Origin of the sequence: Microcoleus sp. Aus8_D2 (assembly GCF_036702665.1) — a bacterium.
GTDB lineage: Bacteria > Cyanobacteriota > Cyanobacteriia > Cyanobacteriales > Microcoleaceae > Microcoleus.
Map to the genome: position 1 here is coordinate 78,740 of NZ_JAUBUN010000019.1, position 19,286 is coordinate 98,025.

Annotated in this window: 18 protein-coding genes; 13 read left to right on the forward strand and 5 right to left on the reverse strand. The window is 45.6% G+C overall.

The window, feature by feature from the left end; genetic code table 11:
• Positions 1-141 precede the first annotated feature (141 nt).
• The 7 genes from QUB64_RS16865 (at position 142) to QUB64_RS16895 (ending at position 6,222) form a co-directional block, all read left to right on the forward strand.
• Positions 142-417, forward strand: coding sequence for a helix-turn-helix domain-containing protein (locus QUB64_RS16865; protein WP_333269804.1), 276 nt, complete (start codon positions 142-144; stop codon positions 415-417).
• 34 nt (positions 418-451) lie between these two features.
• Positions 452-733 (forward strand): hypothetical protein, encoded by a 282-nt coding sequence (locus QUB64_RS16870; protein WP_333269949.1) that lies wholly within the window; start codon positions 452-454, stop codon positions 731-733.
• A 428-nt stretch (positions 734-1,161) separates the two neighbouring features.
• A complete protein-coding gene (hisS, locus tag QUB64_RS16875) occupies positions 1,162-2,436 on the forward strand; it encodes a histidine--tRNA ligase (RefSeq protein ID WP_333269806.1) in 1,275 nt (424 codons plus the stop codon).
• 236 nt (positions 2,437-2,672) lie between these two features.
• A complete protein-coding gene (locus tag QUB64_RS16880; RefSeq protein WP_333269810.1) occupies positions 2,673-3,443 on the forward strand; it encodes a Uma2 family endonuclease in 771 nt (256 codons plus the stop codon).
• Between the two features lie 246 nt (positions 3,444-3,689).
• Entirely contained in the window at positions 3,690-4,799 is a 1,110-nt protein-coding gene (locus tag QUB64_RS16885) for a DNA cytosine methyltransferase (RefSeq protein ID WP_333269812.1), read from the forward strand.
• A 122-nt stretch (positions 4,800-4,921) separates the two neighbouring features.
• A complete protein-coding gene (locus tag QUB64_RS16890; RefSeq protein WP_333269815.1) occupies positions 4,922-5,434 on the forward strand; it encodes a deaminase domain-containing protein in 513 nt (170 codons plus the stop codon).
• Between the two features lie 140 nt (positions 5,435-5,574).
• Positions 5,575-6,222, forward strand: coding sequence for a hypothetical protein (locus tag QUB64_RS16895; RefSeq protein ID WP_333269818.1), 648 nt, complete (start codon positions 5,575-5,577; stop codon positions 6,220-6,222).
• Between the two features lie 51 nt (positions 6,223-6,273).
• Here the strand turns inward: QUB64_RS16895 and QUB64_RS16900 are convergent, their stop codons facing one another.
• Both QUB64_RS16900 and QUB64_RS16905 read right to left on the reverse strand, forming a co-directional pair.
• Complete coding sequence (locus tag QUB64_RS16900; protein ID WP_442921668.1) at positions 6,274-7,479, reverse strand: class I SAM-dependent methyltransferase; 1,206 nt, start codon at positions 7,477-7,479, stop codon at positions 6,274-6,276.
• 558 nt (positions 7,480-8,037) lie between these two features.
• Positions 8,038-9,222, reverse strand: a complete 1,185-nt coding sequence (locus tag QUB64_RS16905) for an NAD(P)H-quinone oxidoreductase subunit H (RefSeq protein ID WP_333269820.1) — start codon at positions 9,220-9,222, stop codon at positions 8,038-8,040.
• Here QUB64_RS16905 and QUB64_RS16910 point away from each other — a divergent pair.
• The 4 genes from QUB64_RS16910 to QUB64_RS16925 all read left to right on the forward strand — a co-directional run bounded on the left by QUB64_RS16910 (position 9,179) and on the right by QUB64_RS16925 (position 13,181).
• Positions 9,179-9,514 (forward strand): hypothetical protein, encoded by a 336-nt coding sequence (locus QUB64_RS16910; protein WP_333269960.1) that lies wholly within the window; start codon positions 9,179-9,181, stop codon positions 9,512-9,514. The two genes, QUB64_RS16905 and QUB64_RS16910, sit on opposite strands and share 44 nt — an antisense overlap.
• Before the next feature lie 117 nt (positions 9,515-9,631).
• Complete coding sequence (gene rsmH, locus QUB64_RS16915; RefSeq protein ID WP_333269823.1) at positions 9,632-10,534, forward strand: 16S rRNA (cytosine(1402)-N(4))-methyltransferase RsmH; 903 nt, start codon at positions 9,632-9,634, stop codon at positions 10,532-10,534.
• 219 nt (positions 10,535-10,753) lie between these two features.
• Positions 10,754-12,427: a SpoIIE family protein phosphatase gene (locus QUB64_RS16920; RefSeq protein WP_333269826.1), complete on the forward strand. Its 1,674-nt coding sequence runs from the start codon at positions 10,754-10,756 to the stop codon at positions 12,425-12,427.
• A gap of 331 nt (positions 12,428-12,758) precedes the next feature.
• A complete protein-coding gene (locus tag QUB64_RS16925) occupies positions 12,759-13,181 on the forward strand; it encodes an ATP-binding protein (RefSeq protein WP_293256122.1) in 423 nt (140 codons plus the stop codon).
• Between the two features lie 652 nt (positions 13,182-13,833).
• On the opposite strand, the gene QUB64_RS16930 is transcribed toward QUB64_RS16925, so the two are convergent.
• Entirely contained in the window at positions 13,834-14,265 is a 432-nt protein-coding gene (locus QUB64_RS16930; RefSeq protein WP_333269828.1) for a nuclear transport factor 2 family protein, read from the reverse strand.
• 333 nt (positions 14,266-14,598) lie between these two features.
• On the reverse strand, positions 14,599-15,561 hold the full coding sequence (locus QUB64_RS16935; RefSeq protein ID WP_333269830.1) for an orange carotenoid protein N-terminal domain-containing protein: 963 nt from the start codon (positions 15,559-15,561) through the stop codon (positions 14,599-14,601).
• Between the two features lie 278 nt (positions 15,562-15,839).
• On the opposite strand from QUB64_RS16935, the gene queG reads away from it, so the two are divergent.
• Entirely contained in the window at positions 15,840-16,808 is a 969-nt protein-coding gene (queG, locus tag QUB64_RS16940; RefSeq protein ID WP_333269832.1) for a tRNA epoxyqueuosine(34) reductase QueG, read from the forward strand.
• Positions 16,809-17,318: 510 nt separating this feature from the next.
• Positions 17,319-17,957, forward strand: a complete 639-nt coding sequence (locus tag QUB64_RS16945; protein WP_333269834.1) for an HAD-IA family hydrolase — start codon at positions 17,319-17,321, stop codon at positions 17,955-17,957.
• Positions 17,958-18,453: 496 nt separating this feature from the next.
• Here QUB64_RS16945 and QUB64_RS16950 read toward each other — a convergent pair whose 3' ends face one another.
• Entirely contained in the window at positions 18,454-19,281 is an 828-nt protein-coding gene (locus tag QUB64_RS16950) for an SWIM zinc finger family protein (protein WP_333269836.1), read from the reverse strand.
• Between the last annotated feature and the right edge of the window lie 5 nt (positions 19,282-19,286).

Sequence of the window (19,286 nt, forward strand, 5' to 3'; positions counted from 1 at the left end):
CGAGATTTATCAAGGGTTTTAGTCTTAAGTTGTCACTCCTTGGGGGCTCCCGTGCCCCAGCCAATTTAATTTTGTCTTCATACTCGATCCCTCATCCTCTAGAATTGTATATAGGTAAATATGCACACATAGGAAAAATTTATGAACGGGAGCGTCTCTGGCACCCCTGTCACCCTGTCGGACAGAGAATTGCAAGTGGTAGAGTTAGTAGCGGCGGGATTGACCAATGAGAAAATCGCTGAAAAGTTAGAGATTAGCAAGCGTACAGTTGACAACCACATTAGCAATATCTTGAACAAGACGCGCGCTGACAATCGAGTTACGCTGGTGCGCTGGGCTTTGCAGTGGGGGAAGGTATGTTTGGACAATATTAACTGCTGCCCTCTACCCGGGCCGATCGATAAAGAAGTATCTTAAATAGGGGTTCTGGTTGGGGACAAGCAAAGAAATGATGCAAACGGCACAAGAAAAACAACTCCGCTATCAAATTCAATGCTCTCGATTGCCGCTGGCGGTGTATCGGGAAGTGGCAGCCCATTTGCGTCAAGTTGAAGGGGTGGAAACCGGTTTAATTCCGCAGCAGTCGCAGCGGTTTGATTACAGCGACAGCCAAGTTGGGGGTTTGTGGATACAGTATCCTGATGGGTTCGATTTGGCCTGCCGCGAGCGGGTCGATCGCATTTTGGCTTATTATGGCGATCGCTACGGAGCTTGGGAATTATTAAGTCATTAGTCATTAGTCATTGGTCATTGGTCATTAGTCATTGGTCATTAGTCATTGGTCATTAGTCATTTTAGACGCTCGCGAAGTCGAAGGGTGGTCATTGGTCATTAGTCATTAGCTAAGACTGAATGACAGATAACTAACGAATAGAGAAGTTATGAGCTAATTAGTTAAAAAGCTATTTGATAACAACATTTTCCGAGTGCAGTTCACGGGAACCTCGCACTACAATATCATTCCTATGTAACTGGATTTGATACGATAAATGACCAATGACCAATGACCACCCTTCGACTTCGCGAGCGGGTAAAATGACCGATGACCAATGACCGATGACCACCCTTCGACTTCGCGAGCGGGTAAAATGACCGATGACCAATGACCGATGACCGATGACCGATGACCGATGACCGATGACCAATGACCAATGACTAACAATGAGCACAATTAAAACTTTACCTGGAACGCGGGATATTTTGCCCGCTGAAATTCAATATTGGCAAAATATAGAAGAAGTCGCTAGAACAATTTTGAGAAAAGCGGCTTATCGAGAAATTCGCACGCCAATTTTTGAACAAACCTCTTTATTTGAACGCGGCATCGGCGAAGCTACCGATGTTGTGGGCAAAGAAATGTACACTTTTAAAGATAAGGGCGATCGATCGACTACTTTGCGCCCAGAAGGCACCGCCGGAGTAGTGCGAGCTTTTATTCAACACAGTTTGTACGCGGCTGGTGACGTGCAGCGCCTGTGGTATACTGGGCCGATGTTTCGCTACGAACGCGCCCAAGAAGGCAGACAGCGACAGTTCACTCAAATTGGCGTCGAAGTTTTGGGAAGTGCCAATCCCCGGGCGGATGTCGAGGTAATTGCGATCGCCTGTGATATCCTGCAAGCGATCGGCTTAAAAAATTTGCGCCTCGATATCAATTCTGTCGGAAACAAGCAAGACAGACAAAATTATCGGCAAGCGTTGATTGATTATTTTACACCGTACAAAGACGAATTAGACGCCGATTCCCAAGACCGCTTGACTCGCAATCCGCTGCGGATTTTGGATAGCAAAAATCAGCGCACTCAAGAAATTGTCGCTGGTGCGCCGAGCATTTTGGAATATTTGGGCGATGAATCGCGAGATCACTTTGAGCAAGTGCAGCAAATGCTCAAAAGTTTAGGAATTAGCTATCAGTTAAATCCGCGATTAGTGCGCGGTTTAGATTACTATACCTACACCGCCTTTGAAATTATCTCCGATGATTTGGGAGCGCAAGCAACTGTTTGCGGAGGCGGCCGCTACGACGGTTTAGTCAAGGAATTGGGAGGCCCGGATACGGCGGCAGTCGGTTGGGCTATGGGTGTGGAACGGTTGATTATCCTGCTGCAAAAGTTGCAACCCTTGCCCGTTCCGCAGTTAGATTTCTATTTGGTATCCAGGGGCGAAAAATCTGAACAGCAATCAATATTGTTGGCTCAAAAATTGCGGAGTTCCGGCTTTAGTGTCGAGATAGATTTGAGCGGCAGTGCTTTCGGGAAACAGTTTAAAAGAGCTGACAGAAGTGGTGCTGTTGGTTGTTTGGTTTTGGGTGATGCGGAAGCTGAAAGCGAGACTGTACAATTGAAGTGGTTGGCGAGTGGCGAACAAAGTGCGATCGCCCAATCGGAACTGCTAGCCATGACAGATGAGTTAAAACTGAAGATCAAAGCTGTGTAGGGCGATCCCCCCTAGCCCCCCTTAAGAAGGGGGGACAGGAGTGTTCAAAGTCCCCATTCTTAAGGGGGATTTAGGGGGATCGAGACTAAGCTAAAAGCGAGAATTATCAATGCTTTTAGTCTTAAGTTGACACCAATGGGTAGTGCCGTGTCTCTACAAAAAACGGCAATTAACATTAATCCCAAAAACAAAAAGGTATAATTAAAAATTAAACCCCATATAACATCTGATAAAGTATGGTAGTAGCAACTAAAAACCCTCCCGCTAAACTAATCGTAACCTGGCCATTACTGCCCGACGACTTTCAACTACCGGACGATCCCGTGGAAGACGAAACTCAACCCTTAATAGCCGCAGCTTTACGCCAGCCCCTAACAGCATTTCCTGAATTAGTGCAGGATGCCTTAATAGTTTCTAATTTTGCCCTTTGTGCCGGCATTAGTTTCCCATCTTCCACCAGCGACGAAGAGCGGACTATTTGCAAAGCACCCGACTGGATGTACGTAAAACCTGTCAATCCTAAAAATGTCTCGCAAGTCCGCCGCAGTTACACGCCGCACACCGAAGGAACAATCCCCCAAATCGTGATGGAATTCCTCTCGGAAACTTACGGGGAAGAATACTCCGTTGAGTTTAAACAGCGAGTGGGTAAATGGTTCTTTTACGAGCAAATTATCAAAGTACCGAGATACGTTATTTTTCGGGCAAGTACCGCTCATTTAGAAGTTTATGCTTTAGAATCGGATCGTTATCGACTGGAAGAACCTGATGAGAACGGACGTTTTTGGATACCTGGATTAAATTTGTTTTTAGGTATTTGGGAAGGAGCGCACGAATCTAGAAGTGGCTATTGGCTGAGGTGGTGGAATGCCGAAGGCGAGTTATTGTTGTGGTCGGAGGAGCGGGCCCAGCAAGAACGACAACGGGGCGATCGAGAACGCGATCGCGCCCAAAGACTAGCAGAGAAATTGCGTCAAGCTGGTATTCCATTAGATGACGATGATTGACACATCAAAGGCGATCGAGTCTTAGGATCGGGAATTAAATAATTTACACAAGTTTGTGGGATGGGCGGGAGAGCCCGTCTCTTCATGACGGGCTCTCCCGCCCATCCCACAAGAAGAATAAAAATTGTCAGTTATTTAATTTTCATTCTTTAGTAAGCTTTGCACAACGAACTTGACGACTATTTGGTATAATCACACTCTAGTTTTGCGCGCATTCAGCCGGCTATTGTCCCATTGCGAACTAATATGTCACTCGAACGCCTCAAAGACGTAATATGGAAAGCAAAACCGCAACTCATATCCTTGTTTTCCGGTTGTGGCGGTATGGATTTGCCATTTCACAAAGCTGGGTTTGATGTAGTTTGGGCGATCGACTCCAATCCATACGCCTGCAAAACTTTCAGCAAAAACATTGCCGGTGTCATCATCAACGACAGCATAGAAAACATAGACATTGCACAAGTTCCCGAAGCCGAAATATGTATAGGAGGCTTCCCCTGTCAAGATTTCTCCCTCATTTGGAAGCGCCCCGGACTTGAAGGAACCAGAGGCAATTTATATACATACTTCCTCGATTTTGTCAACAAGAAAAAGCCCAAAGCTTTTGTAGCAGAAAATGTCAAAGGTTTATTAAGCGCCAATAATTACCAAGCAATCAAACAAATAATTTCCGACTTTGAAACTATCGCACCAGGTTATTTAGTCAAACCAAAACTTTACAACTTTGCCGATTACGGAGTTCCGCAATTTCGGCAAAGAGTATTATTAGTCGGTATTCGGATGGATACAGGATTTGATTTTGTGCATCCTCAAGCAGAATACGGCCCTAATCGCCAAAACGCTTATCGCACAGCAGGCGAAGCACTCGAAGATGTCGAACAAGTTCTCGAAAACAACCAAAATCATCAAATTCGCGATCGTACCGTTGAAATTTTGAATCGAATCAAAGCCGGAGGAAATTTTTCTGATATTCCCAAAGACAGTCCCTACTATGTAAAAGGCATGATCAGCCACGTTTATCGGCGAATTCATCCGGATAAACCATCATCTACAATCATTGCTGGCGGAGGTGGTGGCACCTGGGGTTATCATTATCCAGAACCGCGTGCATTGACAAATCGGGAGAGGGCAAGGCTGCAAACTTTTCCCGATGATTTTGTATTTGAAGGTTCTGTTACCGAAGTGCGGAGACAGATTGGCAATGCAGTACCGCCAGAGGGAATTTCTGCTGTTGTTCAATCTTTGATTCCGCTATTTCAGGGCGATTATCCGAAAGTGGATTTATATAAAATGAGTAAAAAATTGCAGGGTATGTCAATTCAGGAGCGATTAAAACACGCAGAATTAGAGGTGTAGGAACACAGTTTGCAGTTTATTTGAAAGTACGGTATAATCAAAGTACCTGAGTCAGATGAGGCTTTAAGCTTATGTCTAAGTCAGCTTATTCAATAATTTATTTATAAAAGTAAAATTATTGCGTGAAAACAAACTTAACTATAGGAAACCCCTATAGAAACACACCTCATTACGAGTATCCCCAAGACATACCTGATTGCCATCGGGATATGGTAGAGGAAGTGCGGACTAAGGCTCAAGATGTTCGATCTATCCATATTAGAAAACCCAGTCTTGGTAATGCTGCTGCTGCCAAACTAGAACTAAAAACTGGTCGAGTTTATAGCAAAGAAGCTACCAGCAAGCGAGATCCTCTAAATACTCCTGGTAAAGAGGATGGGCCAAAGTTGTTTTTTGAGCAAAGGATTGATAGACAAAAATCCTGTTACAACGAACAACACGCTGAGTACAAGATTTTCAATGCACTTGCAGAAGACTTGGAAAGAGAGGATGTTTCTTTGGAGGTAGAAGGAATACTCTACCTCTACACAGAGAGAGATATGTGTTCTGGCTGCAACATTACTTGTGATGAGGACTTTAACATGAGGTTCCCGAATATTAAAGTAATTATCTTCTACGAACGTCCATATCCGTAGACATACAGGACAGACAGCCAGTAGAGCCTATCAGAGCTTTACTGGCTTCTGTACCCAAGGTAAAATTGAGGTGATATGAAGTTTAAAATTAACTGAATCTTGGTTTATAATTAAGGAAAATACATCAAGAGGGAAAGTCAATGATCCAGTTTGATATAGGTCATTATACCGATTTTAAGTTACCCAGCAACTCAGATATTCCAGACCAATTACAGCAAACAATTCACACGGTTTGGGACAGAAAGTATCGTGATTTATACGAAACAGGTGGAAAGTGCAATGTAGAAGAAGCTTTTGCAGAAGTGATGACAGCCTTTGGGATGCCTAACGATCCAATATCTCATCAGCGATACGTCTATATGGCTTATGGAATAGCATTAGCAGCTAAACCGACCATTAAACATTACTTTCCTGAAGAACACAAGGCTGATATCGTTCAAGGAATTGTATCTTGTTGGCTGAAGGATGGTTGTGAAATCCCAGAAACTTGGGCAGATACCTTGTTTCCTAATATCAACAAAATTGGAAAATATCAAGCTACTGACGAAGCTTATAATATTTTCTATGGCTTGCTGAAAACACTCAATCGCCAAACAGCCTATAATGCCATCTTAGATATCCTCTACAATGCCATTACTGGGGATGCCATTTCAGGTTTTGGTGCGGCCAAACGAGATATGTTTAATTGGTGGTTAATTGAGGTAATTCCTGCTGCTTATTGTTTAAATCTGCCATCTACTTTATATTCAGGAGAATGGGAATTTCCGCCGCTGAGTCAGTGCGATTAAGTAACGATCGAAGCAATTGGAAAAGAGTGCGTGTTGCTGATTCAAGTTAACTTAAGGCACTTTCAAACCTTTAACCTTTTCTCCTTTCTCCCCCTCCCTCAACCCCTTACACTGCACCAAAACCCCAAAACCTCCCAAACCCATCGGATCGATCAATCGATGCAACGCTTCCCGCCTGCGCAAAAACGTTGCTAAATCCAATACTTGTGCATCATTTGCAGACAGAGAAGCAATTCTATCGCCCACACCCAACACCATCAAAAACAAAGCCTGTTGAGTAAAACCTATTATCTCCAAACCGCACAATTCCCCTTGTTTTTCCAGCGCGGTAAAATCAGCGTGGGCTGTTAAATCCTGCCGCCCCACATTAATATAAGGATTGCTGTGATAACGGTGGCGGTAATAACATTGCAGCGTTCCCTCGGTGCGTCTCGGATTGTAATAGCGGTGCGCCGGATGGCCGTAATCAATGGTTAACACATAACCCCGCTGCAACTTTTCGGCAACTGTTTTTATCCAGTCTAAAGCTGCTAAATTAACTTCGCTGCGATAACCGTCCGCATAGACACTCGCCGATAAATCAATTCCCACTAAATCAAAATATTGGGCAATCTTAGGGTTTGAAAGTTCGCCGACTACTTCAATAAACTTGCTCCCCGATTGTTCGTTTTTTTGTGCGGCTGCGGCAACGTAAATCTCGCAGATTTGCCCTTGTTCGATAATAAATTGATGGACTGGCAAAGCATCCACTAACTCGTTAGAAAAGAAGCAACCGACAATCGATTTATTAGCTATTTCATCCCACTTCCACCACTTGACTGTTTTGAATTCGGCTAAATTTTGCTGCTGTTGGGCTTGCAGTACAGGGGAAATTTCTACAATAATGTATTCTAAAATTTTAAATAAGTCGGGATATTGCCGTTGCAGGTATTGCAGCACATTGGCGGCAAAGTTTCCCCGCCCCGCACCCATTTCTACAATAGTAAAAGCATCTGGTTTGCCGAGAATTTGCCACATTTCCACAAATTGCTCGCCCAAAACTTCGGCAAAATCCGCACTCCAGTGAGGTGAGGTGATAAAATCGCCTTTTTTGCCGATGTTCGGGCGATCGCCATTATAATAACCATACTGCGGGTGATATAGCGCCAAATCCATATATTCCGCAAAGGTAATGCGCTGCTGGGGACTTGCGGCAATTGTTTCGCAGATTAAAGCGCAGAGTTCCGGGTTGCTGTCATCCATAATAGTCATTTTCATTTCGTTCAATTTAGTATACTTGACTTGGACGGCTACTTTGTATGCAGCCTCAAATGCTAGAACAGTTTTTGTAGGGTGCGTCGCTGCTACAACTTGGGTTAGAATTGGGGATTTATGATGGCGACGCACCTGACTATTGTGTGGTGCGTCGCTCCCTTGATTGTCGCTTTTCTTTGGAGATTATGTAGGGTGCGTCGCCGTGAGAATTTCAATTCTTATTTACGAATTTGTAATGGCGACGCACCTGACTATTGTGTGGTGCGTCGCCATGAGATTATCGAGTGTATTTGTAGATGGTTGATGGCGACGCACCCTACGACTTTGAGCCGAATTTATCTCTATTCATGCCCGTTAAACATCATACTAAAAAAACCGATTTTCAACAAAAATCGGTTCTTTTTACTTAGATTATCCTACGCTATCCGCTCTAAAAAAAATATAAAATTGGTTTGTAGTGAGGACTTTAGTCCTCTGATGAGAGAGGACTAAAGTCCTCACTACAAACACTTTTATTGGGTAATTGACCGGACATGAGATCGGAGCGAAACCAGTCGAAATTTAGCGATCGACAGAACCCATGATAATATCGATACTGCCCAGAATCGCCACCAAGTCCGCAATCTTTACACCGCGCACGATGTGGGGCAAAATCTGCAAATTATTGAAATCCGCAGCCCGAATCTTCCAGCGCCAAGGAAACACGCTGTCATCGCCGATAATATAGATTCCCAACTCACCCTTACCGCTTTCCACCCGCACGTAATGTTCGCCCTTGGGAATTTTGAAAGTCGGCGCTACTTTTTTGCCAATAAACTGATAGTCGAAACTGTTCCATTCAGATTTTGGCCCGCTTTCTAAGCGCTTGGCTTCCAGGTTTTCGTAAGGGCCGCCCGGGAGTCCTTTCAAGGCTTGATAGAGGATTTTAACTGACTCGCGCATTTCCCGAATTCGGACTAAGTAACGGGCCAAACAATCGCCCGCAGCTTCGGTGCAAACTTCCCAGTCGAAGTCGTCGTAGCATTCGTAATGGTCAACTTTCCGCAAATCCCAATTTACGCCGGAACCGCGCAACATGGGGCCGGAGAGTCCCCAGTTAATCGCTTCGGCGCGAGAAATTGTACCCAAACCTTCAATCCGGCGGCGGAAGATAGGGTTGTTGGTGATTAAGCGTTCGTATTCGTCAATTTTGGGAAGGAAGTAGTCGCAGAAATCTTCGCATTTGTCTACCCAACCGTAGGGTAAATCTGCTGCGACTCCGCCGATGCGGAAGTAGTTGTTGTTTACCATGCGGTAGCCGGTGGCTGCTTCCCACAAGTCGAGAATTGGTTCGCGATCGCGCATAGTGTAGAAAAAGGGAGTTTGCGCGCCCACGTCGGCCAAAAATGGCCCTACCCACATCAAGTGGTTAGCAATCCGGTTCAACTCCAGCATGATTACCCGAATGTAACTCGCCCGTTTGGGGACAGCAATATTTGCCAACTTTTCCGGTGCATTCACTGTCACCGCTTCGTTAAACATCCCCGCAGCGTAGTCCCAGCGGCTCACGTAGGGGACGTACATCACGTTGGTGCGGTTTTCGGCAATTTTTTCCATGCCGCGGTGTAGATAGCCCAAAACAGGCTCGCAGTCCACTACATCTTCGCCGTCTAGGGTGACAATTAACCGGAGTACCCCGTGCATTGATGGGTGGTGCGGCCCCATGTTGAGCACCATTGGTTCGGTTCTCGTCTCAATTCTTGACATAATAATTGAATTGGTAATTGGTCATTGGGCATTGGGCATTGGGCATTGGGCATTGGTCATGGGGCATCGGGCATTGGGCATTGGGCATTGGGCATTGGGCATTGGGCATGGGGCATTGGGCATTGGGCATTGGGCATGGGGCATTGGGCATTGGGCATTGGGCATGGGGCATTGGGCATTGGGCATCGGGCATCGGGCATCGGGCATCGGGCAGTGGGCATGGGGCAAACAGGCCAAACAGGTCATTTGGCATTGGGCAAACAGGTCATTGGGAATGACTAATGACGACTGACCACTGACGACTGACCACTGACGACTGACTGCTGACTACTGACCACTGACAACTGACTAATGACTAATGACTACTGACTACTGATTATTGTTGATTTTTGTTTCGTTCTTATAAATTATGAAGGATATCGAGCCGTCTGAGAAGCAGACTCCTGCATCAGATGTCAGTATTGAGACTTATCACGTTTCTGTTTTGGCCAGCGAGTTAATTGCGGGTTTAGCTGTACGTCCCGGCGGCCGCTATTTGGATGCGACGCTTGGGGGCGGGGGACACACGGGTTTGATTTTAGCGGCGGCGCCTGATGTGAGTGTGGTGGCGATCGATCGCGACGAACAAGCCATCCGTTTTTGCGGGGCCCGATTTGCCAACGCGCCAGTCGAGTTTTGGCACGGCAATTTTGCTGACTACAGGTCGCCTGATGCCGAATTTGATGGTATTATAGCAGACTTGGGCGTCAGCTCGGCTCAGTTCGATACAGCGGAACGAGGCTTCAGTTTTCGCCATCCCGCTCAACTAGATATGCGTATGAACCAGCAGCAATCTTTGACCGCAGAAGAGATTATCAATCACTGGGATGAAGTTAAACTGGCAGATATTATTTACAAATACGGCGAGGAACGACTGTCGCGGCGCATCGCGAGGCGGATTGTGCAATCGCGTCCTTTTGAAACTACTACAGAACTTGCAGGTGCGATCGCTAGCAGCTTCCCACCCAAGCAGCGCAACGGTAGAATCCATCCCGCAACTCGCACTTTCCAAGCTTTAAGGATAGCTGTCAACTCCGAACTAACTTCTTTAGATACTTTCCTCAACCAAGCGCCTAAATGGTTGAAACCCGGCGGGAGAATCGGTATCATTACTTTTCACAGTCTCGAAGACAGGCCGGTTAAGCACCAACTCAGAGCAGCAGACTGTTTGCAGGTACTGACAAAAAAGCCGATCGTGCCACAATCCGAAGAAGTAGCTAGAAATCCCCGCTCTCGTTCTGCTAAGCTCAGACTGGCAGAAAAATTAACTTGATTCGGCAGCAACGGGAATAAAGGACGAGCTCCAAACCAAGGCGAGGTCAGGTAAGACCGATCCCGGATGCAAGTTCCGAACTTCCTTGTGGTATCACTAACATGGCACTGACCTATGAAACCCGAACCCCTCACGCAGATTTGGCTCCGCTGAATCAGAAGAGGGTACTTGACAAGCTAGTTTTAGACCTGATTAATTCGCCTAGGAGTAGGGAATAGCATGAGTCGGGGAGATGGAAGCAAACTGAAACTAATGGTGGTCGATGACGAACCCGACAACTTGGATTTGCTGTACCGGACGTTTCGACGCGATTTTCAGGTTTACAAAGCAGATAGCGCTCTCAGCGCCCTGTCCGTTCTAGACGAACAGGGCGAGATGGCGGTGATTATATCTGACCAGCGGATGCCAGAAATGAATGGTACCGAGTTCTTGGGGAAAACAGTCGATCGCTTTCCCGATACGATTCGGATTCTGCTGACTGGATACACAGATGTTGAAGACTTGGTAGAAGCAATCAATGCAGGTCAAGTGTTCAAATACATCACCAAACCGTGGAATCCTGAAGAACTGAAATCAGTTATCAATCAAGCGTCAGAAACTTACAAATACTACAAGCAGCGCAGCGTTGCACTGCGCCGCGCTTTACGCAGGGAATCTCTGTTCAATGAGGTGATGGGCGTGATTCGCGGGTCGCTAGATTACTCTAGTATGGTACAAACTATTGTTCAAACCGTAGGTCAAACTTTTGAGGCCAACTATTGTATGCTGCGGCCGGTAGAGGCCGATCGACTATTACCCAGTAACTTCCCCTACCAAGCCCAAGCCGCGGAATCCAGCAGCTTTTCTTTTAATGAAAATTTGCTGGTGGAAGCCGTAGCTAGCCGCCAAACTCAAGTCAACACCAACAGCGGGAGTGACGGTAACTCGGTTGAGATTGCTGTGCCCCTGACTTATCAGCAAGACTTGCTGGCGGTACTGGCTCTGTGTCAGCAAGGTGGCACTAACCCTTGGTCGGGAGAAGAGATAGAGTTAATCGAAAGTGTAGCAGCTCAAGCTGCTCTCGCCCTGTCTCAAGCTAAACTCTACCAGCGGACTCTGGATTTAGCCAAGCAGATGCAAAACGAGTTGGAAGTGGCTCGCCAAATCCAAACAAACTTGTTGCGCCAAAGTTGGCCGGATTTTGAAACTGTCAGGGTGCAAGCTTGTTGTTATCCGGCGCGGGAAGTTGGCGGTGACTTTTTTGAAGTCTACGTCCACTCTCAAGGCGATATTTGGATAGCGGTGGGTGATGTTTCAGGTAAGGGTGTTCCGGCTGCTCTATTTATGGCTAGCGCGATTTCGGTGATGCGGCGCGAACTTTCTCAAGAAGTTTCTCCCGAGCCAGATCGAGTTATGCAGAATATGAATAGCACTATGTCTGACGACCTGATCGGCAACAACCATTTTATTACAATGGTTGTTGCTCGTTATACTCCGTCAACGGGACACTTGGCTTTTGCTAATGCCGGTCACATTTATCCGATCGTTTGGTCTCACTCGGAAGTGCAAGCTCAGGCCGCTAGCGGTGCAACGCCAGCAGAGCCGAATTTTCTCAAAGCTCGCGGTATTCCCTTGGGGATACTACCAGTCTGGAAAGGTAAAGCAGGTGCGATCGAATTAAAGTCAGGAGATGTATTTCTGCTGACAAGTGACGGGATTACTGAAGCTAGCGTGACCACTGCGGCGGTCGCAGGGGGCGAACCAACCCGTTCTATGCTACAACAAGAAGGGCTTTGGCAACTTTTGATTCAGGAGCCTGGTTCCATCAACTTGGACAATTTGTTGGCTTACATCCGAGCTGACAATCCGGTTCAGGAAGACGACCAAACTATACTCTCTCTGGAGGTTCTCTGAATCTGTCAGCAACTCCCGACGCATAGTCGGGGGCTTTGGGTGTCAAAAACTGAAGCGCTAAGTTGACAGGCTACAGATTACCTCATGGAACGCGGGCGATCCAATAGCTGCAAGCTTCGCTAACGGCAAAATTTACAGAATTAGGGCATCAATGCCTAACTCTTAACTGATGCTTTTCGATCGATGCTTTCAAACAAAAGTCTATTGCATCGATCGCCCGGTATTGAGTATCCTTCATGTAGCGGCAAATATTAACGCCAAATTAATGTGGCGTGTCGTATTTCATCCCTGGTCTGAAGACACAGGGCTTCCAAACTTACAGGATTTTTTTATGAATACTGAGCTTCATGTGCCAAGCGACTTGCGGTTCTTAACAATTGTTGAAAATTGGTTGCTGAGCAGTTTGGAAGTTGAGCTAGGAGAGCACGTCGATTGGCCGCGCCAGTCGAATCGTTTGCGCTTGGTGTTAGCAGAAGCCTATTCTAACGTGATCCGCCATGCTCACAAAGATCAACCAAATTTGCCGGTGTTAATTCGCTTGAATTTAAAAAATCGGGATATTGGTTTAGAAATTTGGGATTACGGTAAAGGTTACGAAATGGATACTTACAGTCCCCCAAGGCCGGAAGCTAAACAGGAAAGCGGCTATGGCTGGCTGATTATGAGCAGACTTATGGATCGGGTGGACTACAGTTTGCAATTAGACGGTCGCAACTGTCTAAAGCTGGAAGCGAGTTTACCGGAAAAATCTTAATTAGCCGTTGGTCATTAGTCATTAGTCATTAGTCATTAGTCATTAGTGATTGACAATGTTTTTGATTCTAGTGGTTGTCTGTCGCACCGTGCGGTGACAGCCACTTTTTCGTGCAATCTCGTCCCTCTCTAACCAGACTCTAAGATTGTAGAGCCGAAGCAAGAAGAAGGAATTAAGAAGAAACAAGCAGTAAAAGCAAGGGTCTTAAGCAATTAAGATCTATTTTCAGGCATTCTATGCAACAGTAGCTGTAGGGTGCGTCGCTATTAAAAATCAGTAAAGAAAAGCGACTTTTAGAGTAGCGACGCACCTCGATCGCGAGTTAAGCAAACAACCCCTCGTTTTACCTGAAATAAATTGGTTTAAAGCCGGAACCCTTTTAAGGAGAAATTAGAAGCAGATGATTCATTACTCCAATCCTCTTCTTTCCTTTGTCAAGTGTTGTCAACTATCAACTGTCAACTTTCAACTGAATGAACAATTTGTGCCTCACTCGTAACTGCTCAAAAACCGCTGAAAAAACACAAAAACCGCTGGTAAGTCAGTGAAGAGTCAGGCTGGAACCACCTAAACTCGTTGGCTATCGTTCAGATTCTCTAAAATCACCAGCGGTTATTGAGTAGTTACCCTCACTCCCTAGATAATTCCTATATCAAGAACCGAATTTCTTAGGCCGTAGAGTGAGCAATTCTTGAGGAGAAGCTAACAGCTTGACTGTCACAGCAAGGATTTCTTCGTGAGAATTGAGCAGGAATACCCATCCGACATTAATACCAAATGCGGAAGTTTGCACCCGGCCGCTGACCTGAATTTCAACTGTGCCATCTTCTAAAATTTTGCTGACACTTTGCTGGGGTTCGAGCTGCATTCCTCGGGCTTCGGTTATTAGATAAGTGGCGATCGAGCTTTTGCCGATAATTGGCTCTTCAAACGGCGCGTGGAGAACCCCGTCATCAGCAAACAAATTAGCCGTCTCTTCAAAATCGCCCGCGTTTAAAGTTTCAAAATATCGCAGTATTGCGGGCTTTGTGATGCCGGCAATATTTATAGAGCGAGTTAAAATAGGTCTAGTTGTGGTGGTCATAAAAAAGAAGTGATTTGAGATTAATGAGTCTACTCTAATCATTCTCTTTGTCGCAGCAAATCCCTCAAAAGATATAGGTAGAGCTGGAGAATTTATTTTACTTAAAAAATAAATTTTAGTGTCGCTCGCAGCTTTCAGGGCGATCGACCAAAATCAATCCTACTTTCAAAAAAAATGCAACAGTAGGTCAGCTCCAAACCCTTATGCAGTAAGTCATTCCCAAATCTCAAATCTCAAATCTCAAATCCAAAATCCAAAATAGCATAAACCCAGACACCTTAAGGCATCTGGGTTTTTGTAGAATTCTGTTTGCGTTAGTCAAACAAGAAGATTCTATTTGCGCATCAGGTTGAGCAATTCCTTAGGAGAGGCCAACAAGTCGATCGCCACAAAGAAAATTTGACCTTGGGGATCTAGCATAAACCGCCACGCGATGTTCATACCCACATTCGCGCCGAACCAAGGAGTTTCGACAGTACCGGTGACTTTAACTTGGCGGTAGCCGTCTTCTGCGGGTTCGGATACACCTTGCTTCGGCATCATTTTCAGACCGACGCACTCTTCCCGCATATAGTTGAGGATAGCTTCGCGACCAACGATCGGCTTTTGGAAAGGCGGTTGCAGAGCACCGTCTTCAGCAAATAAACCCACAGCCGGGGTGAAGTCAAAGGCGTTCATGTTGTCAATGTAGCTGAGCACAGTTTGCTCGCTGATACCCTCAATCTGGGTTTTCACCCGCTCAGCAGCAGCGGTAGGAGTGCTGCGAGGAGCAGAGCGTTTGCCGTATTCTTGGCTGAAATCGGGATCGTAGCCCATGTGAACTACGGTGTTGCGAAGTACAGTAATTTGTTGGCCCGGATCGAGCTTCTTGATGCTTTCAAGGACTTGAGTGGCTTCGGGAGACAGTTGATAGCCAGCGGGGACTGGAGCGACAGCGCCCTGTTTCATCAACTGTCCCAACTCGTACCAGAAACCGAGTTTGGTGTTGACGCGCAAGGAAGTATAAATCCGGCCGATGGTGGTGTCGGCGTTGCTGGCGAGGTCAAACATGGTTTTGCTTTGAGCAGCAGGCGACATCTGCTTGATTTCGCTAAGCACGCCTTCGACAAGCGCCATGCTGGCTACTCCCGGGGCGGCTGCGGTGATGGAAATGCCCATTTCGGTGTAAGCATACCAGAGCAGTGCGAGTTGGTCTTCAACGCTGAGTTTGTAGAACGCTTCCGTTGTAGCCGGAACAGCGCTAGCAATCTCGGTGTTCGAGAAAATAGACTGAGCTGATTGAATACTAACTGCCATGTGTATTTTGTGAGATTCGCGATTTTAATGAGGTACGGTCGTTTGCGAATTTCTAACTCCCTTGATTAAAATCATGTAACGTTTTGTTAAATATTGCAAATATCAATTACATATAGTTGAGTTACAAAACTATAATCAATGTCTTGGTAAATTGCGATCGCCGTCACTAGCCTTTGTTCCCAATTAGTTTATTTAGGAAGCCGATCGTTAAAATCGTTTTACATATCATATAAACTCTACACAGTCAATATAAAATGTAAATATTTCCAGGGTGTCAAATGAAAGCGCCAATTAGCAGCATTTTGGTGAAGCAAAAAGCCCTAGAGTTGGGATTTCACAAAGTCGGGATCGCCTCAGCAGAGGCCCAAACGCAGGTAGATGCACAAAGATTGCAGGCTTGGCTGGACAAGGGTTATCAGGCGGATATGGGATGGATGGCAAATCCGAAACGGCTGGATATTCGATCGCTCGTGCCAGATGTGCAGTCAGTAATATGTGTCGCCATCAACTACTACACGCCTCACCAACGCCCCGAGAATCCCCCATTGGAGGGGGGGGACGATGCAGCGATCGAATATGCTAAGATCTCTCGCTACGGTTGGGGGCGGGATTATCACAAAATTCTGCACAAAAAACTGAAGCTGTTAGCAAATTGGGTGCGATCGCACGGCGAAGGAATTGAAGCGCGTTATTATGCTGATACCGGGCCGGTTCAGGATAAAATGTGGGCGCAGCGGGCGGGGATTGGCTGGATTGCCAAAAATGGTAATGTAATTTCGCGCGAATACGGTTCTTGGGTGTTTTTGGGCGAAATCTTGACTAATCTGGAGTTAGCGCCGGATGCGCCACACACCCAACATTGCGGTACTTGCACTCGCTGCATCGAGGCGTGTCCGACGGGAGCGATTACTGAGCCTTTTGTCGTGAATGCCGATCGGTGCATAGCTTATCATACGATCGAGAATCGAGCCGAAAAATTGCCCGACGAAATTGCATCTAATTTACAAGGTTGGGTAGCAGGTTGCGACATTTGTCAAGATGTTTGTCCCTGGAATCAGCGATTTGCCAAACCAACTGATATTGCAGAATTTGAGCCTTATCCAGAAAACATAGCACCGACACTTGCAGAATTAGCCGAAATTTCCGACGAAGAGTGGAGCCGCCGATTTACAGCTTCCGCGCTGCGGCGAATTAAACCCGAAATGCTGCGGCGGAATGCAAAAGCAAATCAAATTAATAGTCAATAGTCAACAGTCAACAGTCATTAGTCATTAGTCATTAGAGTTCAATACGGTTCATTTAAGGCTGATCCCCCCTAAACCCCCCGCGCAGGGGGAACAAGAAAGCTCTCTTTCGTCAACCCCTACTCCCCTACAACCAGGGGAGTAGGGGTCGAGTAGGGGGTATGCGCGGGGGAGCTCCGGGGTACAAATAGTGTTAACAATCGCGTATTGCATGAGAGCTAATACATTAGACAAGATTGCACTCATTCCCAAATTATCTTGAAATGCATCTGCGTTAATCTGCGTATATAGCGGTTCTCATAAAGATGAGGTATGCCAAATTCTGCTACGATCGCTAGGGAGAACACACACACGAAGACCATATTTACTCCCAGAAACCTCAGAAAGCTTGTAATACATACCTTTTTCCCAATTACCTTTTTCCCAATTACCTTTTTCCCAATTACCAGACATACCTCATCTTTCAGAGAACCGCTATAGTATGATGCCCCGTTCCTTATTTGCTATTGTCCCATGACCAAAGTAATGATTTTTGATTTTGACGGTACTTTAGCAGATACAATCGATATTCTTCTGAGCATCACCAACCGTTTGTCAGTAGAATTCGGCTTTAAGTCTGCGACCAAAGAGGAACTCGCTCAACTGAGCAATTTAACTTCTTGGCAAATCCTGAGGTATTCTGGCATTTCTATCTTCAAATTCCCGCTGCTGATTGGAAAATTGAAAGCAGAATTGCGCAGTGAAATTCCCAATATTCAATTATTCCCGGGAATTAAAGAAGTTTTGCTGGGATTAAAAAATCTAGGTTTTCAACTGGGTATTATCACCTCTAATTCCCGAGATAATGTCTTAGCTTCGCTGGAAATAAACGGTTTGCAAGGCCTTTTCACGTTTATTTATTCAGGTTCAACTTTTGGCAAACATAAAGTTATTAATAGATGGCTAAAAAGAGAGCATATAAATCCTGAAGAAGTAGTTTATGTGGGAGATGAAATCCGAGATATAGACGCTGCTAGAAAAACTGGAATTAAGATAATTGCTGTAAGTTGGGGTTTTAATTCTCAGGAGGCTTTGGCTGCACACCATCCCGATTTTTTGATTGAACGCCCCCAGGAATTGATAGAAATCATGAGTCAAATGAGAGTTATGTAAAGTTATGTAAAGTTATGTAACAAAAGTTAAAGCAGTAAAAACTTATGCGCGATCGCATTGAAAAAGCCGATCGATATTGATATAAATATAAAGGATAAAGACTTATTCGATCGCTCAAATAAAGAGGAACAGCATTATGTCAGCCTTTGAAACTTTCTTGACTTTTAGTTTTGCTTCAGTTTTCGCGGTAGCTACTTTGGCAACTTGGTTGCGTTTCACAAACCCTCCTTCTGCTAAACGTAATTAGTTGTATTATTTTTTGAAATTGGTATCAGAAGTCGGGTTTCTTAACGTGATTGATAATTCCCAGAAACCCGGTTTCTCTCCAAATGTTTCGCCACCCAACAGATATTTTCTGAGAAACCGGGTTTCTGAGACTTTGCATAATTACCAGAAACCCGGTTTCTTCCGAGATGCTTTCGCCACCCAACAGATATTTTCTGAGAAACCGGGTTTCTGAGACTTTGCATAATTACCAGAAAGAAAGAATAAGTTATTAGTCTCCTTCGCCCCGTTTGAGTGCTGTTAAAACTGCTTGCTGGCTCACTGCTTGGTAGATTTTGCTAAGATGCTGCTTGATGGCGTCTGATGCGGGGGACGATTTGGTAGTTGTTCCTTTTCCGTCGGTGGCGAGGGGAATTGGGCCTAAAATATCTAACACTGTTTCGCTGCTGGGCGGCGGTACAATAACTACTAAAGAAGATTCTAGCTGCTGGTTGTATTCCCAAAAGCGATCGACCTTCGGCAATTTAGCATTCGCAGTCGGGGAATTTTCGTCGGAGTGGAGTTGGGCATTTTCCTCTGCTTGGGTACCCCGTCTCTGGCGGAGTGCGGTCAAGATTTGCTCTTTAGTTCTACCGCGCAGTTGAAACAGTACGAAAGGGTCTTCGCCGAAGCGATCGCCCAACAAGTAGTATACTGCACTGATGTGTTTGCAAGGATTTTTCGGGTCGGGACAGGTGCAGCGCGATCGAATATCGGACAAACTTAACGGAAATAGGGTTTTACCGGCCGCTGCAAAGACATCTTCAATATTGTGCGGCATTTCTCCTGCCAATAGTTTAGCTGAAAACACCGCTCTTTGCGACATATTTTCAATCACGTAACCCCAATCTTCATCAGTTAAGGTATCGAGTCCCAAAGAAACTTGATAGGGTTTAGGATCAGTTCCTTGAACTATGGCAATTACTTCTTGGTTGGGAAAATTAATGCTGAGAACTTTACCTTCGCGGGCATATTGCCAGCCGCGTTCTAATCGCTTTTTGAAGCGGTAGGTATTGATTAAATCGAGCCATTGTTGTGTCCACCATTCTCTGTCAATCATAAGCC

Coding starts and splice junctions, on each gene's coding strand:
- QUB64_RS16865 (WP_333269804.1), top strand. CDS start 142: ATGAACGGGAGCGTCTCTGGCACCCCTGTCACCCTGTCGGACAGAGAA.
- QUB64_RS16870 (WP_333269949.1), top strand. CDS start 452: ATGCAAACGGCACAAGAAAAACAACTCCGCTATCAAATTCAATGCTCT.
- hisS (WP_333269806.1), top strand. CDS start 1,162: ATGAGCACAATTAAAACTTTACCTGGAACGCGGGATATTTTGCCCGCT.
- QUB64_RS16880 (WP_333269810.1), top strand. CDS start 2,673: ATGGTAGTAGCAACTAAAAACCCTCCCGCTAAACTAATCGTAACCTGG.
- QUB64_RS16885 (WP_333269812.1), top strand. CDS start 3,690: ATGTCACTCGAACGCCTCAAAGACGTAATATGGAAAGCAAAACCGCAA.
- QUB64_RS16895 (WP_333269818.1), top strand. CDS start 5,575: ATGATCCAGTTTGATATAGGTCATTATACCGATTTTAAGTTACCCAGC.
- QUB64_RS16900 (WP_442921668.1), bottom strand. CDS start 7,479: ATGAAAATGACTATTATGGATGACAGCAACCCGGAACTCTGCGCTTTA.
- QUB64_RS16910 (WP_333269960.1), top strand. CDS start 9,179: ATGTTGAGCACCATTGGTTCGGTTCTCGTCTCAATTCTTGACATAATA.
- QUB64_RS16905 (WP_333269820.1), bottom strand. CDS start 9,222: ATGTCAAGAATTGAGACGAGAACCGAACCAATGGTGCTCAACATGGGG.
- rsmH (WP_333269823.1), top strand. CDS start 9,632: ATGAAGGATATCGAGCCGTCTGAGAAGCAGACTCCTGCATCAGATGTC.
- QUB64_RS16920 (WP_333269826.1), top strand. CDS start 10,754: ATGAGTCGGGGAGATGGAAGCAAACTGAAACTAATGGTGGTCGATGAC.
- QUB64_RS16925 (WP_293256122.1), top strand. CDS start 12,759: ATGAATACTGAGCTTCATGTGCCAAGCGACTTGCGGTTCTTAACAATT.
- QUB64_RS16930 (WP_333269828.1), bottom strand. CDS start 14,265: ATGACCACCACAACTAGACCTATTTTAACTCGCTCTATAAATATTGCC.
- QUB64_RS16935 (WP_333269830.1), bottom strand. CDS start 15,561: ATGGCAGTTAGTATTCAATCAGCTCAGTCTATTTTCTCGAACACCGAG.
- queG (WP_333269832.1), top strand. CDS start 15,840: ATGAAAGCGCCAATTAGCAGCATTTTGGTGAAGCAAAAAGCCCTAGAG.
- QUB64_RS16945 (WP_333269834.1), top strand. CDS start 17,319: ATGACCAAAGTAATGATTTTTGATTTTGACGGTACTTTAGCAGATACA.
- QUB64_RS16950 (WP_333269836.1), bottom strand. CDS start 19,281: ATGATTGACAGAGAATGGTGGACACAACAATGGCTCGATTTAATCAAT.